This window comes from Paenibacillus sp. MZ03-122A, assembly GCF_024213325.1.
Classification (GTDB): Bacteria; Bacillota; Bacilli; order Paenibacillales; family Paenibacillaceae; genus Paenibacillus; species Paenibacillus polymyxa_B.
Window position 1 is genome coordinate 214,954 of sequence record NZ_JANAVI010000006.1, and the last position, 15,766, is coordinate 230,719.

At 46.1% G+C, this 15,766-nt stretch carries 15 protein-coding genes; 7 read left to right on the forward strand and 8 right to left on the reverse strand.

What is annotated here, in order from left to right; translation table 11 throughout:
• Positions 1 to 20: 20 nt before the first annotated feature.
• Positions 21 to 833, forward strand: a complete 813-nt coding sequence (gene asd, locus NLX74_RS15270; RefSeq protein WP_235308450.1) for an archaetidylserine decarboxylase — start codon at positions 21 to 23, stop codon at positions 831 to 833.
• Positions 834 to 989: 156 nt separating this feature from the next.
• Here asd and NLX74_RS15275 read toward each other — a convergent pair whose 3' ends face one another.
• Positions 990 to 1,775, reverse strand: a complete 786-nt coding sequence (locus NLX74_RS15275) for a helix-turn-helix domain-containing protein (protein ID WP_061830088.1) — start codon at positions 1,773 to 1,775, stop codon at positions 990 to 992.
• A gap of 179 nt (positions 1,776 to 1,954) precedes the next feature.
• Between NLX74_RS15275 and NLX74_RS15280 the strand changes: the two genes are divergently transcribed.
• Positions 1,955 to 3,253, forward strand: coding sequence for an aminotransferase class I/II-fold pyridoxal phosphate-dependent enzyme (locus NLX74_RS15280; RefSeq protein ID WP_061830089.1), 1,299 nt, complete (start codon positions 1,955 to 1,957; stop codon positions 3,251 to 3,253).
• A 101-nt stretch (positions 3,254 to 3,354) separates the two neighbouring features.
• Here the strand turns inward: NLX74_RS15280 and NLX74_RS15285 are convergent, their stop codons facing one another.
• Positions 3,355 to 4,632 (reverse strand): sensor histidine kinase, encoded by a 1,278-nt coding sequence (locus NLX74_RS15285; protein ID WP_302058611.1) that lies wholly within the window; start codon positions 4,630 to 4,632, stop codon positions 3,355 to 3,357.
• A 206-nt stretch (positions 4,633 to 4,838) separates the two neighbouring features.
• Between NLX74_RS15285 and NLX74_RS15290 the strand changes: the two genes are divergently transcribed.
• Positions 4,839 to 4,955 carry a YjcZ family sporulation protein gene (locus tag NLX74_RS15290; RefSeq protein ID WP_216637468.1) on the forward strand — a complete coding sequence of 39 codons (117 nt, stop codon included), beginning with the start codon at positions 4,839 to 4,841 and terminating at the stop codon, positions 4,953 to 4,955.
• Positions 4,956 to 5,071: 116 nt separating this feature from the next.
• Here NLX74_RS15290 and NLX74_RS15295 read toward each other — a convergent pair whose 3' ends face one another.
• From NLX74_RS15295 to NLX74_RS15315, 5 genes are all read right to left on the reverse strand, one after another.
• A complete protein-coding gene (locus tag NLX74_RS15295; protein ID WP_254329214.1) occupies positions 5,072 to 6,295 on the reverse strand; it encodes an ABC transporter permease in 1,224 nt (407 codons plus the stop codon).
• A 2-nt stretch (positions 6,296 to 6,297) separates the two neighbouring features.
• The gene (locus NLX74_RS15300) at positions 6,298 to 7,044 is read right to left on the reverse strand and encodes an ABC transporter ATP-binding protein (protein ID WP_013311782.1); all 747 of its coding nucleotides are present in this window, start codon (positions 7,042 to 7,044) and stop codon (positions 6,298 to 6,300) included.
• 18 nt (positions 7,045 to 7,062) lie between these two features.
• Positions 7,063 to 8,454, reverse strand: a complete 1,392-nt coding sequence (locus NLX74_RS15305; RefSeq protein WP_254329215.1) for a DEAD/DEAH box helicase — start codon at positions 8,452 to 8,454, stop codon at positions 7,063 to 7,065.
• Positions 8,455 to 8,576: 122 nt separating this feature from the next.
• Entirely contained in the window at positions 8,577 to 9,356 is a 780-nt protein-coding gene (locus NLX74_RS15310; RefSeq protein WP_254329216.1) for an SDR family NAD(P)-dependent oxidoreductase, read from the reverse strand.
• 39 nt (positions 9,357 to 9,395) lie between these two features.
• Positions 9,396 to 9,854, reverse strand: coding sequence for a chemotaxis protein CheX (locus NLX74_RS15315; RefSeq protein WP_061830098.1), 459 nt, complete (start codon positions 9,852 to 9,854; stop codon positions 9,396 to 9,398).
• A gap of 429 nt (positions 9,855 to 10,283) precedes the next feature.
• On the opposite strand from NLX74_RS15315, the gene NLX74_RS15320 reads away from it, so the two are divergent.
• The 4 genes from NLX74_RS15320 (at position 10,284) to NLX74_RS15335 (ending at position 14,172) form a co-directional block, all read left to right on the forward strand.
• Positions 10,284 to 11,186, forward strand: a complete 903-nt coding sequence (locus NLX74_RS15320; protein WP_023990132.1) for a LysR family transcriptional regulator — start codon at positions 10,284 to 10,286, stop codon at positions 11,184 to 11,186.
• A gap of 60 nt (positions 11,187 to 11,246) precedes the next feature.
• Positions 11,247 to 12,056 carry a histidinol-phosphatase gene (locus NLX74_RS15325; protein ID WP_235308446.1) on the forward strand — a complete coding sequence of 270 codons (810 nt, stop codon included), beginning with the start codon at positions 11,247 to 11,249 and terminating at the stop codon, positions 12,054 to 12,056.
• 155 nt (positions 12,057 to 12,211) lie between these two features.
• The gene (locus NLX74_RS15330; RefSeq protein ID WP_254329217.1) at positions 12,212 to 12,952 is read left to right on the forward strand and encodes a GTP pyrophosphokinase; all 741 of its coding nucleotides are present in this window, start codon (positions 12,212 to 12,214) and stop codon (positions 12,950 to 12,952) included.
• 341 nt (positions 12,953 to 13,293) lie between these two features.
• Complete coding sequence (locus NLX74_RS15335) at positions 13,294 to 14,172, forward strand: NAD-dependent epimerase/dehydratase family protein (RefSeq protein WP_254329218.1); 879 nt, start codon at positions 13,294 to 13,296, stop codon at positions 14,170 to 14,172.
• A gap of 100 nt (positions 14,173 to 14,272) precedes the next feature.
• Here NLX74_RS15335 and NLX74_RS15340 read toward each other — a convergent pair whose 3' ends face one another.
• The gene (locus NLX74_RS15340; RefSeq protein ID WP_254329219.1) at positions 14,273 to 15,724 is read right to left on the reverse strand and encodes an MFS transporter; all 1,452 of its coding nucleotides are present in this window, start codon (positions 15,722 to 15,724) and stop codon (positions 14,273 to 14,275) included.
• Positions 15,725 to 15,766 lie beyond the last annotated feature (42 nt).

Below are 15,766 nucleotides of genomic sequence, written 5' to 3' on the forward strand. Positions count from 1 at the left end.
ATGAACAAGGGGGATCTGTAATGGCAAAACAGTGGCTGCGGCTCATGACGGAGCTATCATCGCGCAAGTGGGTGTGCCGGATTGTAGGCTCCTTCGCGCAAAGCGGTGCAAGCCGACTTTTTATCCCCACCTTTATACGTACGTACCAGATCCAGACGCATGAGGCGGAACAGGAATGGAAGGAATACCGTTCTCTAAACGCCTATTTTACACGCAAATTAAAAGCGGGCATGCGCCCGATTGATACGAACGCCGAGGTGATGACCAGTCCGGTGGATGCACGGATTACTTTCACTGGCCCAATTACGTCCGGCACTCTTTTAAATGTCAAAGGGCAGGACTATACGCTGGAAGAGCTTCTTAACCGCTCTCCGCGTCTTGAAAAATACACACACGGCTATGCTTTTGTGCTCTATCTCAGCCCGACGGATTATCATCGCATTCATGCACCAGTATCCGGTACGCTGGTAGAAAAAGAGCATCTGCGCGGCAAGGTATACCCAGTGAATGACTTCGGCTTGCAACATATGCGAGCAGTTCTTAGCCGCAATGAACGACAGATTACGTACATTGCCCACGAATATGGTGAGGTGGCGGTCGTCAAGGTTGGCGCAATGAATGTGAGTAGCATCAAATATACGGATGATAAGGCCGTCTCATGGACAAAAGGAGACGATCTCGCCTATTTCGAATTTGGATCAACTGTCGTTTTGCTAACTGAAAACGGCACGTTTGAGCCAGACCCCGCATTGAAGCTGGGGGATGCGGTAAAAATGGGACAACGTCTGGGTTGCTTTCGACATGATCCCAAAGCAAAAGTGAATTTATCGTAACAGGATTTTAGCTACACATATGAGCATTGGGATCGGATGATGTTAAATTGCTCATATAAAAAAGGACCCGGCGTAACTGCCCGGGTCCTTTTTTGGAATTTATCCATTATATTCTTCACGCCTAAATCCGAAACAGCTTGACCACCGTCCATAGCATTACCGGATCTCAGACGGACTTTTCCCCGTGTACTGCTTGAATTGGCGGCTGAAAAAAAAGATGTCACGGTACCCCAAAGCCTCTGCCACCTCGGTCACATTCATTCCGGCATGTAGTAATAGATGCTGTGCACGCTCAATCCGCATGCTGATAATATGAGATTGCGCGGAAACACCCAGTAGCTCCTTGAATTTAATTGAAAAATAACGCGGTGACAGCCCCGCTCGTGCTGCCAAATCCTCGACGCGATGAGGAAGTCCCGGATGCTGACGCACGTAGTTGGCCGTTTCTCGAATGACCTCGGTGAGCTGGTTACTGGCTTGTTGCTCCTGAGGCTCCTTACGGTCCGCACGCAGCAGATGAATCATCAGTTGTTTCAGGATCAGCTTGCCTTCCTCGTCAGCTCCGTAAGCACGCTCTAGGCGTAGTCTAACGTATCTGGCAAGCATATGCTCTACCTCGAACGTTTCCTCCAGCATACGGTAGCTTGCAGGAATTAGCTTTGGTTGTTCGATAAGATCAAAATGAATATAGGTAAGTATGAGCGGCTTTTGCGGGTTATGTGTGGCACGGGTATCATCCCCCGGCTTGAACAGGAAGCAGCTCCCCTTGCTCACCGGATACGACGTCCCGTTTAAGACCACTGTTCCTTCTCCGCTCCATACATAAAATAAATCATAGTTTGGCATCGGCTTCTCGCGTACCTGCCACTTCCAGCCCGGCTCGCACACAATTTTGGCGAAGGCCGACAACAGGATAAACGATGACGCAGATGTATCCAGCAAAATCTGCACCTCCTTTTGTTAATCTTTGGTTGTCCTCTATCCCGTTAATTTATAATATAAGCTCAGCGCCGTCATTAAGCAAAAAAATGCGCTTTTATGTTCCAGATGCTTTTGCGTGACGCTTACCGTGTGTAATGCTATAATATGTAATCAAAATGACTTGGAAGGATGAAACGGGAATGAATCCACTGGCAGCGCAGTTAAACCAAAACATTCAGACAGGCAACGAGCATGTATATCAAATGCTTTCTCTTTTAGGGAAAGAAATTTATTTCCCAAAAGAAGGGATTTTGAGTCAATCCGCAGAAGCAGGGAAGCTTGCTAAAAAGTACAACGCTACGATTGGCATTGCTACAGAAGGCAATGGTCCTATGCATTTGGAGGTCATTCAGGAAAAGCTGTCCGCTTACAATCCCAAGGATTTATACCCTTACGCTCCCCCTGCGGGCAAACCTGAACTACGTAGTGTATGGCGCGACAAAATGCTGAAGGAAAACCCTTCGTTGGCTGGAAAAAGTTACGGCCTTCCCGTAGTTACGAACGCGCTGACCCACGGTTTGAGCATCGTTGCCGACCTGTTCACGGATGAAGGGGATGCTGTCATTTACCCAGACAAAAACTGGGAAAACTATGAGCTGACTTTCGGTATTCGCCGTCATGGACGTTTGGTGAATTTCCCGTTGTTCACAGAGGATCAACGTTTTAATAGTGAAGGATTACGCGACGCTCTACTGGCACAGAAAGAATACGGCAAAGCGATCGTTGTACTGAACTTCCCGAATAACCCGACGGGCTACACACCGGGAGTCGAAGAGGGTAAAGCAATTGTTGCTGCCATCCAGGAAGCCGCGGAAGCAGGCATCAATGTCGTAGTTGTGACGGATGACGCTTATTTTGGTCTGTTCTTCGAGGACTCCCTGCACGAATCACTATTCGGTCAGTTAGCTGGACTTCATCCGAGAATTCTACCCGTCAAAATTGACGGAGCTACCAAGGAAGAATTTGTTTGGGGCTTCCGTGTCGGATTTATTACCTTTGCTTCGGAACATCAGGATGTACTGAGCGCACTAGAACAAAAAACATTAGGGATTATTCGGGCAACGATTTCGAGCGGTCCTCACCCATCTCAAACCTTCGTCCTGGATGCCCTCAAGTCAACAGACTTTGAACAACAGAAGAAAGAAAAGTTCCAGATTATGAAGGGTCGGGCTAATAAAGTCAAAGCGTTACTCGATAGTGGAAAATACGGAGATGTATGGAGCTACTATCCTTTCAATTCGGGTTATTTTATGTGCCTCAAGCTGAACGGCTTGTCCGCTGAACGACTGCGCACACATTTGCTGGAACAATATGGGGTAGGGACGATTGCGCTGGGTGAATATGATCTCCGAATCGCATTCTCATGTATCGAGGAAGAGTATCTGGAAGACCTGTATGACATTGTTTACCGTGGCGCACAAGATTTGTTGAACGCCTAATATGTAACAGATTAAATATAGCATCATTAGCGGTATGCCGGATGTTGTGGCATACCGCTTTTTAATGAGCTGAACCATTGTAAGTCACACTTCGCAACAAACTATCCTTCAGCAGCGAGCAAAGATTTCTGTGCGAGTGGCAGCAGGATGACTACCTCGGTTCCGACTCCCGGCTCACTCTCATAGTGTATACTTCCGTTCATAGCTTCAATGATTCGAAAGGAGACGACCGTTCCCAGTCCCGTTCCTACCTCTTTGGTTGAAAAAAACAAAGTACCCACTCGCTCCAGATGCTCCTGACTCATGCCTTTTCCCGTATCCCTAATATGCAGACATGCCTTTTCTTCCTGAATCGCCAGCTTTATGTATACCCTGCCCCCATCATCCGCAGCTTCGATCGCATTTTTCGTCACATGTATTAACGCCTGTAACAGCTGATTACGATCCATATGTACGTATATTTCATTCCTTAGCTCAGTATACAGTCTTACGCCTTGCTTGGTCGCCATCGGTTTCAAAAGCAAAACAATCTGTTGAACCATGCCAGACAAATCCATCAGCTCTGTGTTCCCAATCTGCGGTCTGGATAAGTTCAGATAGTCGCTAATAATTCTTTCAGCCCGATCGACCTCTGCTAGTGCCAAAGCAATATATCTGCGATTTTTCCCTTCTAGCCCTGACTGAACCATTTGCAGGAACCCTTTAACCACGGTCAACGGATTCCTTACTTCATGAGCCATAGAGGCAGCCAGTTCACCTAAGGTATTCAGATGCTCAGCATATTTAATCTTTCTTCTCATTTCTTCCCGTTCCAAACTAAACTCCATCCAGAAAGAGGAGGCTCCAATGCTTAGGAATTGAATCACACCGAACCAGAGTATTGCCCGAATCAGCTCGACCTCATCCTTATCCAGCCTGCCATTGGCCCAGGAATGTATTAACAAAAATATAAGCATGGCAATATTGGTCCATATACTCATTAGCATATTCATGCCCACCCGAAGCAACATACTATTGAGCTGCATAAACTTTCTTCTCACCAAGAGAGGCCCCAAATAACACAACATCATGCTGGGAAAGCTCACCACCATAGACTCTGGATCTATATACATACGAGCCATCACCATCAGCGTTATATTCAGAAGCCCTGCCTTTGGACCAAAATATAAAACAGAAAGGATCAGAGGAACATATCGAAGGTCCCAATATAATCCATACCAAATGTACGAAAACATAAGGCAAAGCACAGAAGACACACCCAGCACCCCTCCCATAAGCAACGGGGTATGTTTCCTATGCCGATGATCTGACAAAGCGCTATATACCAATAACGGTACAAACACAAGAAATATGTTCACGAGCAGCTTATCTACCAGCATCTCGTCTTTCCCACTTTCCAAGTGATAATGACTACGTACTTCTTCTATTCTCGATAATACGTGTCTTTTCCTCTATCCTCCCCTACATCTGATGAAAAATATAAGGCGATTCGGCAACATACCTGAGCATTGGCCCACGCAATCTGAAAATCCAATTCATAAGATACGATGTATCCTTTATCACAATGACCGAGAGGAGAATGAGCATGGGAGCAGAAGAAACAAGAGGCGGTTACGGTGGTTACGGCGCATTCACAAGCACAGGAACAATTCTGGTACTGTTCATTTTATTAGTTATCATCAGCAAAACGCTCTTTATATAAGCAGGCGGAAATCTGCACCCACGGCTACGATAACAGCGAGCGTACAAAAAAGGCTAATTGGCAGACAGCTCTTGCTGCTTGCGAATTAGCCTTTACTTTATTCACATAGATACAAATTACACTTCTTCCTCATCCTGACCGTCCAAACGCCATTTTTTGGCTTGAGCGCCTCGTAACAAGAACACTACTGCAACTCCCCCAAGCAGCGTGAGCAGTGTAGACAGTAGATCTTCCGTTCCTTTTGCCAGAAAAGGAAGCCACAGAACCACAGCAGCCGGCAACGTCAACCGAACAACAAAGTCGAGAAAAGACGCACGACGACTATGCGCAGGAATCGGATATAACTGAAGCCACAACGAATCCTTGTGATACTGCTTTAGTGAAGTAACCTGTACACCAATGAGGAATATGAAAAATAAATATACCGCAATCCCAATCCAGCTAGCATGGGTGATATATATAATTAACAACCCCAGAATTCCAAGCCGAATGACAATACCTGCTGGCTCTGTACGCAGGAATGTCTTAAACAGCAGGTAACGATACGCTCCCCTTCTGTTCCAAGGTATGTTACCTCCCAACCAGGACAGCCAACGACGTGGCGTCACTCTCTGCGTAAGGGCGGGCACATCGACAAACCAGCCCAAAGTGCGCATCACCCGAGCAGCCTGCATACCCTCTGTACAAATCAGCTTTTCCCAAGCCACTAGCAGCTTGACCGGAAAACGCAGAACAAGCACGTACACCACACCGACCAATATGATAAATGGCACGCTGTGTAGTGGAGGCTGCCATAGCCATGCGGCTACCATCAGCACAGCCAACACCCACCGAAGCAGACGATAGCCTACACTCCCGCCAATCGATACCATGCGAAGCTCTTGCCAGCCGCCGTAGCTGAATAGCAGCTTTAACAGCACAAACAGTAGCAGGGTCAGTAGCAACGGCTTAGGCGCCGCATCACTGCGAATATACAGCGGCCACACGATAATAGACAGCAATAGCAAACCGAATATTTTATACACCACACCCCGAATCCGGCTGGCCTTAAAATAATGGTGCATCGCGTGCTCCTGTGGACGGAGGAAAACAATATCCGCTGCGTTTAAATACGTACGAAAGCTCGCATGAGCAATCGGAATAGCCACAATAAGCATGATCCAGCGGATGGGCAAATCCGGTGGAGTATGCATCAGTAGCGACGTGTACCATGCGGCAAAGGCAATCAGCGCAAAGCCGAAGACCACCGCCAGACCGCTTTGAATGACATAGCCCAGATAGGGCAGCACCTGTCCCCAGAACGCTACACGTCTTTCTTTATGCAAACGTTGCAAATCCATGCTCATTCCCTGCCCTGTACCAGCTCATAAAATGCATCTTCCAGCGGCATGCCCGGCTTACCCGCCTGTGCAGTCACTTCGTCCAGCGTACCCTGCGCAATGATGGCACCCTGATGAAGTACAATGAAACGATCACAATAATTTTCAATCGTGGACAAAATATGAGAACTGAGCAGAATGGACGAACCCGAACGCTTCATCTCTAACATAAAGTCAAGCAGGGAACGAATACCCAGCGGGTCCAAACCCAAAAAAGGTTCATCTATGACATACAACGGCGGTCCCGCTAAAAATGCGCACATAATCATCACTTTCTGGCGCATCCCTTTAGACAGGTGCATCGACATACTCCCACTTTTATCCCGCATACGGAACAAGTCTAGCATTTGATCACTGCGCGTGCGGAAATCTGCTTCGCTAACTCCGTACGCTCTGGCCGTGAATTCCATATGCTCCATCACCGTCATTTCAGGATACAGCTCTGGAGATTCAGGTACAAAAGCAATGGCTCCCTGATATTCCTCGGGATTCTCATCCTGCTTATGCCCCTGCACACGGATTTCTCCGGCCTGCGGTGTCATCAGGCCCAAAATATGCTTCATGGTCGTACTTTTCCCGGCACCGTTCAGACCGATCAGTCCTACCATTTCACCCGGTTTCACATCCAGCGAAATTTGATGCAGCACCGGGCGCTTGGCGCTATATCCGCCGGTAAGTCCGTTAATTTGCAACACAGGCTGTTGTTCCATGGCTCCCCCTCTTCTCCCTTACTCGTTCGGTTTTGATCCTTTTTCCTTCAGCCATCTTGGTGCACCCTTGTTTTTGCGATCACGCTCGCGCTGTGCTTTTCCTGCTTTGGACAAGGCTGCTCCTTTGCTCTTGCCTGGAGCTGAACCGTTCGCGGAATTTCTGCCAGGACGTCCGTTTTCGTTGCGAACAGGTGCCTTACGGTTTTCTGTCAGTGCTCCGTTAGATGAGGATCTGGCCTCGGATGGTCTTACAGGTGCACGCTTGGCATCCGCCGGACGCGGCACAACTACTCGACCTCCATGCAACGCACGCTCTGCGATGTCAATGCCCAGTTCACGGGAGAACTTACGCATGATGAACGTTTCACGGTCGGTGACAACCGATGCCACTAATCCTTTGCGTCCCATCCGTCCTGTCCGTCCTGCACGGTGAACATAAGCTTGACTATCCGTAGCCGGGTCAAAATGAATGACCATTTCAAGTCCCTCAATATCCAGACCACGAGCTGCCACATCCGAAGCGACCAGTACTTTGAGCTTGTCCTCGCGGAATTTGGCCAACACGTTGCTACGCGTAACTTTATCCGCATCTCCATACAAGGACGCCGTAGTCAGCCCCATATGCTTGAGCTTGGCTTCAATCTCCCCAATGGCATTGGTCGTATTCACGAACACCAGCGCTTTTCTCGGATTAAAATGACGCACCAGACGGCGCAGCATATCCACCTTATCCCGTTCTTCAGATACAAAGTAATAGTGTTCCAGTCCACTGGCCGTCTTTTGGTCGGGATCAATCCCAATTTCTACGTATTCACGCATCTCCCGTTTTGCCAGCGACTGAATCTCATCGTTCAGCGTTGCGGACAGGAATACCAATTGACGATCACGTTGGGCGGTGCCCAATATGTTGGTTACATCGCCTGCTCCACCGAGCTGGAACATCTGATCCACCTCATCGATGACAATGGTAGTAATATTGTGCATTTTCAGCTTTTTCGAAGCGATGAGTTCACGTACACGTCCTGGTGTACCCACGACAAGCTGTGGATGATCCTTGAGCTTTTCGATTTGACGTTTGATAGCCGCCCCACCAATCAGACCGAGTACACGGATTCCGCGATGCTCTCCGTAGCGCTGACCCTCACGTACAATTTGCATGGCCAGTTCCTGGCTTGGAGCCAGTATCAGCTTTTGCGTAGCCTTTTTCTGTGGGTCAATCGCTTGCAGCAGCGGCAGCAAATAAGCCAGTGTCTTGCCTGTGCCAGTTTGTGAGCGCGCCAATACATGCTTTCCCTTCATTATTTCCGGTATAGCCTCTGCCTGAACTGGCGAAGGCTGTGTAATTTCATGCTCAGTCAGTTTGTCCAACAGATCTTGTTCAACGCCGAGCGATTCAAAATTCAATGTCATGAAAAGGTCCAACCCCTATACGTAAATTCGTTACTCTCCATTATATGCGAAAATAGCCCTGTTACCAAATCACAAAAATAAAAGATGTCCCTCACCATGGCTAATGGCTTACGGGACATCTTTTATTTCTTATTCATCACACCATGACCCAGCCTATCGGTCAGTCTGGGAGCTAACTGATACAGCTTGAGAAAAGGAGATACCCACCGTGGCAGATTAACCTCCTCCTTGCGAAGCTCCATCGCTCTTACGATATGCCGTGCTACCTTATCTGGTTGTAGCATAAACCAGCTTACATTTCGAACATATCCTCCTGAAGGATCTGCCAGCTCAAAAAAGGGTGTGTCAATCGGCCCCGGATTAATCGTCGTTACAGTCACTCCACTCCCGCGCAGCTCTTGCCGAAGCGCATTGCTGAAACCGAGCAACGCATGCTTCGTCGCCGTGTAAGAAGACGATTTGGCTGTCCCGATTTTTCCGGCCATTGATGCTACATTGACAATCTGTCCATGGCCCCGCTCTGTCATTTGCGGCAGAAACGCCTTGATGCAGCGAACAACACCCATGTAGTTCACGTCCATCATTTGTTCAAACTCCGTCAGATCGGTTTCATTAAAATACTCAAACTTTCCGTAGCCCGCATTGTTAAGCAATATATCGACCCGTCCGTACTGTTCCAATACTCGTGCAGCAACAGCCTCTACCTGCTCCTGGCGGGTGACGTCCAGTTGGATAAGCTCATGTCTGCCGCTGATTCCCGCAGATACTTGCTTCAGTCGCTCCTGCGAGCGTGCTGTTAAAATAGGAATCGCGCCCTTTTCGCTTAACAACTGAGCGCAAAGGGCGCCAATCCCACTAGATGCACCTGTAATCACAACTATCTTGTCCTGTAGTATATTCACAGTCATCCCTCCGCATTAAAGAAACTTGCTCCTTTAATATTAAGAGATCATCACCTGAATATCCAGCTCACCGATTCCTTCCACCGTAAGCGGAATATAAAGGGCACGCTGAGGCACAAAAGTGGTCAAGTTTTCTGATTTCATGACCTGCGGAGGCGTAATATCCACAACAATTCCCTGACTGGACAAAATCGTACTGGCATTCCCACTAATCATATTGCCCAATTCTGAAATTGCGCTTTTTCCCATCTCATCAATTTCAGTCAACACAAATCCGCCCATCATCGCTGATACCATACGTAGCGCCACCTGTTCATTCAGGCCGAACACAATATTTCCGCTAAGCTGTCCGGTCATCCCGATCATAATCCAGATGTGGTCGTCCACCAGCTCGACATTTTTTACACCAAGATTTCCGGGTGAAGGAGATACTTGGATCAATTGTTCAATGACCCGTCGCGCCGACTCCAAAAAAGGATTTATCACTTCTGCCTTCACGATCAAAGCGCCCCTTTACGATGGGCTTTTAGACATACAACAAAAGTCCCATTTAAATTAGAATTTTTTAATTAAATATTACTGTAAAACGAATCAATCCTCAATAAAATGCTCTATATATCACTTATCGACAGCTACCCGGTAATTTTTTATAGCTAAATCACAAAAAATGTGAATAATGTCCTATATCTTTACTTCTTACCGGTTTTAGATTGATTATTTTTGAAGGATATAAGGACTTTAGTCTTTATTTCCCAATATACCACACTTTAAGGTACTCTGCTTCGATTCATTGCCCTTCCTGCTCGAATAACCTATAATTTAATGAAATAAAGCATAACGACGGTTTTACATATGAACCTATGGATTGGCTAAAAATATTCATTCTATACAGCTGCGACAAGATTAAGAAAAGAGAGGAGGAACTTCATGAACATCAGTCAACTTGAAACACTTATCATGATTTCCAAAACGATGAGCTTCCGCAAAGCCGGAGAACTTCTCAATTTGACGCAGCCGGCGGTGTCCGCTCAAATTAAAAGTCTAGAGGATGAGTTCAAAACCATTCTGATTGACCGCAACCAGCCTGTCACCCTGACCGACAGGGGAGCTGTTTTTTTGGAACACGCCGAGCGCATATTAGAGGTTGTTGAGGAATTAAGACAAAAATTATACGATCTAAACGAAACACCGCAGGGCCACATTGCGTTGGGCACCACAACATCCATCGCTATTCAAATTTTACCGCGCGTTCTTTCCTACTTTCAGGATCAGTTCCCTCTCATCAAAACCTCCATTCAATCCATGGCTTCCTCAATGATTTATCAGCAGGTGGAGAACGGACTTATTGATGTTGGCATCGGTTATCTGATTGAACGTAATCCCAATTTAAGCACTTCGGTTCTGTACTACGATTCCTTTGAGCTAGTCGTGTCTCCTACTCATCCACTGGCCTCACAACCACATGCTACCATTGAAGCCCTTCGGGAAATTCCGCTGATTCTGCTCTCTCCCGATACGGTGGGACGAAAATTCGTGGATGATGTATTTAAAAAGCACCAAATCGTACCTCATGTCGTGATCGAGTTGTCCAGCAGTGAGGAAGTCAAACGGATGGTCGAAATTAATCTCGGTGCTGCCATTATTTCCAGACTGTCGGTCACTTCTGAACTGCGTGCAGGCACATTAAAAATGATCCATATTCCCGAGCTGGAAGTTAGTCATCCGGTAGGAGTGATTTATAAATCCGGCCGCTATCTAAACTCAGCCATGCAGCAATTTTTAAGTGATCTGAAGGGGATGCCGGAGACGAATTTCACCAGTTCTGAATAACGTAATTCGCTATGAACACCATACGAAATATAAACCCTGATTACGAAAGGAAGACAGGCTATGAAATTTGATCTGCACACCCATCATTTCCGCTGCGGTCATGCAGACGGAAACATTCGAGATTACATTGAAGCAGGCATTCAGTCGGGCTTACAAGCGATTGGTATTTCGGACCATTCCCCTTTCCTGGGCAGCGAACAGGATCAGGCTTTTCCTAAAATTTATATGGCTAAGTCACAGCTTGCTGAATACGTAGAAGAGGTACAACAGCTTAAAAAGGAATACGAAGGCCGTATTGACGTGCTCCTCGGATTGGAAACGGATTATTTTCCTGATTTTGCTGAATTATATCGTTCCACTCTGGCTCCTTATCCATTTGATTACCTCATTGGGTCGATTCACAATGTCGAAGGGAACAGCATTTTTAACCGTAACCGTTGGAACAAATTAAGCGACGCTCGTAAAATCGAGGTCAAACAAGCCTACTATGCGCTCATTCAGGAATCTGCGCGAAGCGGCATGTTTCAAATTTTGGGTCATATTGACGCAATGAAGGGAAACTTTCCTGCCTTTTCAGACATTCCTGCCGATGAAGCCATTGATGAAACCTTACAGGTAATTGCGGAATCCAATGTGGCGATTGAAATTAACACTTCGGGTAAAACCAAGCTGAGTGGTGGATGGTACCCGTCTGCTTCTATTTTAGAAAGAGCGCACCATTTTGGTGTGGAGGTTACTTTTGGTTCGGATGCCCATAAGCCTTCGCGGGTAGGCGATGACTGGGAAGAAGTAAAGGCAATGCTGAAGGATATCGGCTTCCGGGAATGGGTCTATTTTAAAGAAAAACGTAAAATTCCTGTGGCGCTTTAAAATTTAAGGTGGGAATTGCCGCTCCGCAAATCATTTGATCTTACGAACGCTGCTGCAATGGGATTGTTGGGGATTATAATTTATAAGGTGATAATTCCATTGCAAAGGCGAACGCTTAGCAAGATTATGACATCTATGTGTGAGGAGAATTACATATGCACTTGGAAGATCCTATGGGCAAGCTTAAAAAGCTAAAACATGATATCACGCGATTTATGCTCATCTATAAATTTGCGCTCGACGAAATGGAAACCAAGATTGAAATATTAAAGCAGGAATTCCAAGCATTGCACGATTACAGCCCTATTGAGCATACCAAATCACGCCTTAAATCTCCTGAGAGCATCATGAATAAAATGATTCGTAAAAATAGCGAGTTATCGCTGAATGCTATCAAAGATCATATTAAGGATATCGCAGGTTTGCGTATTACTTGCTCTTTTATTTCTGACATTTATGATGTCAGTAACATGCTTCAGAGACAAAGTGACTTGAAGGTACTGGAAATTAAGGATTACATCAAGAATCCCAAGCCGAACGGTTACCAGAGCCTGCATTTGCTGGTTCAAGTTCCTGTATTCATGTCAGATTGTGAGGAGCTAGTCTGCGTAGAAGTGCAAATTCGAACCATTGCGATGGATTTCTGGGCCAGCCTGGAGCATAAAATCTTTTATAAATACAACCAGTCTGTGCCCGAAAACCTGACACGTGAATTAAAGAACGCAGCAGATTCCGCTAATGCTCTCGATCTTCAAATGGAGCGACTGCATCGTGAAATTAAGGAGATTAAAGACGCTAGAGGTGAAGAGGACTCCATAGAGGAGCTCCGGAAGATTATGATTAATAATCAGCAAATTACGGTGCCGGCCAATTTCTTGAAGCTTCTAGGAGAGTAAGATTAGGCGGTGCTCCACCGCTATGCGAATGATTTGATCTTATGATCGCTGTTGCAACGGGATTCACTGGATATTATAAGCCCTTTAAAGGGTAGAATCCCATTGCAAAGGCGAACGTCTGCGCTTCTCCAGATTCAAATTTTCCACTCCGGTTCAAATTCATCTGCCCCTCAGGACATGCGACTCCACTACAGCCTATGATCCTCCTCTTTTTACTTAATTGTTAGATGAACTATGTAACTAAGAGCACTTCATCAAACTCTTTTCATTCGCCCTGTATCCTTAACAGTCATTATTTCGTCTACCTTAATAAAAATAAGCTTATAAGGAGTGATGTAAGTATGAAAAAGATACTTGTTTTGGGTGGAACACGCTTTTTTGGCAAGCGACTGGTGGAACGTCTGCTGGAGAACTCCGTTACCATCCTCACACGGGGCCAAGCAAGCGATTCGTTTGGTGACCGCGTTCAGCGGATCTGTGCAGACCGTACCGATCGGCAAGCGCTCGCTGAGGCGGTAGGTGAGCAAGTGTGGGACGTTGTTTATGATAATATTTGCTTTTCTCCAGATGAAGCAAGCGAAGCCTGCCGCATTTTTGATGCTAAAGCTAAGAGGTATATTGTGACCTCCAGCCTATCCGTCTATGATTCGAGCCCGGAAGTGCTGACAGAGAGCATCTTTGACCCTCAGGCTTATCCGGTTCGCAAGGGCGGGAAGGACGATTTTACATATCAGGAGGCTAAACGGCAGGCAGAAGCAGTTTTTATGCAGCAAGCTACATTCCCTGTAGTTGCTGTTCGTTTTCCGATTGTATTGGGGACAGACGATTATACGAAAAGACTTCACTTTCATATCGAACATGTTCGTGAAGGAATAGAAATCGGAGTCCCTAATTCCGCAGCACAAATCTCATTTATTCGTTCCGATGAAGCCGCAGATTTTCTGTTTTGGCTTGGTCACACTCATTTAACTGGTCCCGTAAATGCTTGCTCCGACGGTACAGTGAGGATTAGAGAGATCATTTCGATCATTGAGCAGGTAACGGCAAAACAAGCTGTGATGAAAGAAAAAACAGCAGACGAGCACATGTCTCCATTTGGTATTACACAATCGTGGTACATGGATACGTCCAAAGCCCAGTCAGAGGGGTACTCATTTCTCTCCCTACATGAATGGCTTCCAGAACTGGTAACTAGCCTGAACCGTTCTTATAAATCATAAAAAAAAGAGGACCCGAAGCTTCGAGTCCCAGCAATATATATATAATTCAAAGGGGGTCATGTCTATGTTGTACCCACTCTATGTTAAAGTAACTTTGCAGTTATGTTTCATCTTTGTAACAAACTGAAATACAAATGAGTCCAGCCAAGGCAAGAACTCCACTCACTGCCACAGAGATAGAGAATGCCCTACTATAATCTGACAATTTAGCTTCTGAAAGCGTGTGATGAAGCGAGGAAGAGAACAAGAACCCGATCAAAGCGACTCCCAACGAATTAGCCAAGTACATAAAGGTCGTGAACAAGCCTGAGCCCGTTCCTGCCTCTTCAGCTGATACAGCACCCAGGACGACATGGGCCAGTGGCGTTGTGGCCATTCCGAGACCCAATCCATATACACCTAGTATCATGATATTTTGAATATGAAATAAATGGAACGCATCTAGATGTAACGATCCAATGAGCAGAAAGCTACAAATCCCCATGATTAGCATACCTGATTTCAGCACCTTGCTCCCCCACCTCTTAACCAGCCTAGACGACCATAATGAGGTAAGAAAAAAGCCAACACCTAGCGGTAAAAAGACCATACTTGTGGATCGAACACTGTATTTCAAACCAGATTGTACATAATAATTCAAAATAAAGAAGAACGAAAACATACTAAGATAGATGACAATTACCGTCAATATCCCTGCTCCGAATGAACCCTTTCTAAATATAGACAGACGAATAAAAGGCGAGCCTCCCTTCTTTTCTTTTCCCATTTGCGTAACTATAAAAGCAACCAAAACCAGAATGGACAACAGCAGACAACCCCATGTCCCTAAAGCCCAGCCCTGCTTTTGTCCGGTTGTCAACGGATAGACAAACAGCAATAAACCAAGAAGCAACAGAAAAGCCCCTGCCCAATCCATGTTTGGCACGGATCTGCCATAGGATTCCGAAATAATAGGACAAAAGAGTAACACTAACAGCCCAAAGGGAACATTAAAAAAGAAAATAATGCGCCAACCCAGGCCAAAAAGATTCCAGTCTACCAAAAATCCACCCAGAATTAAACCAAGTGTAAACCCAACCCCAATGATAGCTCCATAAATCGCAAATACCAGCCCTTTCTCTCTGGGAAGAAAGCTGCTTTGCATGATAGATAGAACCTGAGGTTGAATCATGGCAGCTGATATCCCTTGAAGCACACGGATCATAATGATTAACATAGGGTGCGATACGATCCCTCCTAACAAAGCCATCAATGTAAAACCCAACACCCCGATGCATAACATGCGTCTTCTACCATACATATCTCCTAGTTTGCCACCCAATATCAAGGCTACAGCCAATCCCAGAGAATAGCCCGTAAATATGAGCTGTGCCTCCGAAAAGCTGGCATGCAGGTCCGCCTGCATCATCGGAAGGGCAACCTGCATCATATAGGTATTCAATGAAATCAACAAAGTGGGAAGTAAAATGAGAGCTAATGCGTACCATCGACGCGAGTCTACCTGCTGTACTGCTTGAGGATTAGTCATGGATATGGCAAAACGATCTTTCATAGTAGTTCCTCCAACTCTATAATGGTTATCTTTGATCTTTTC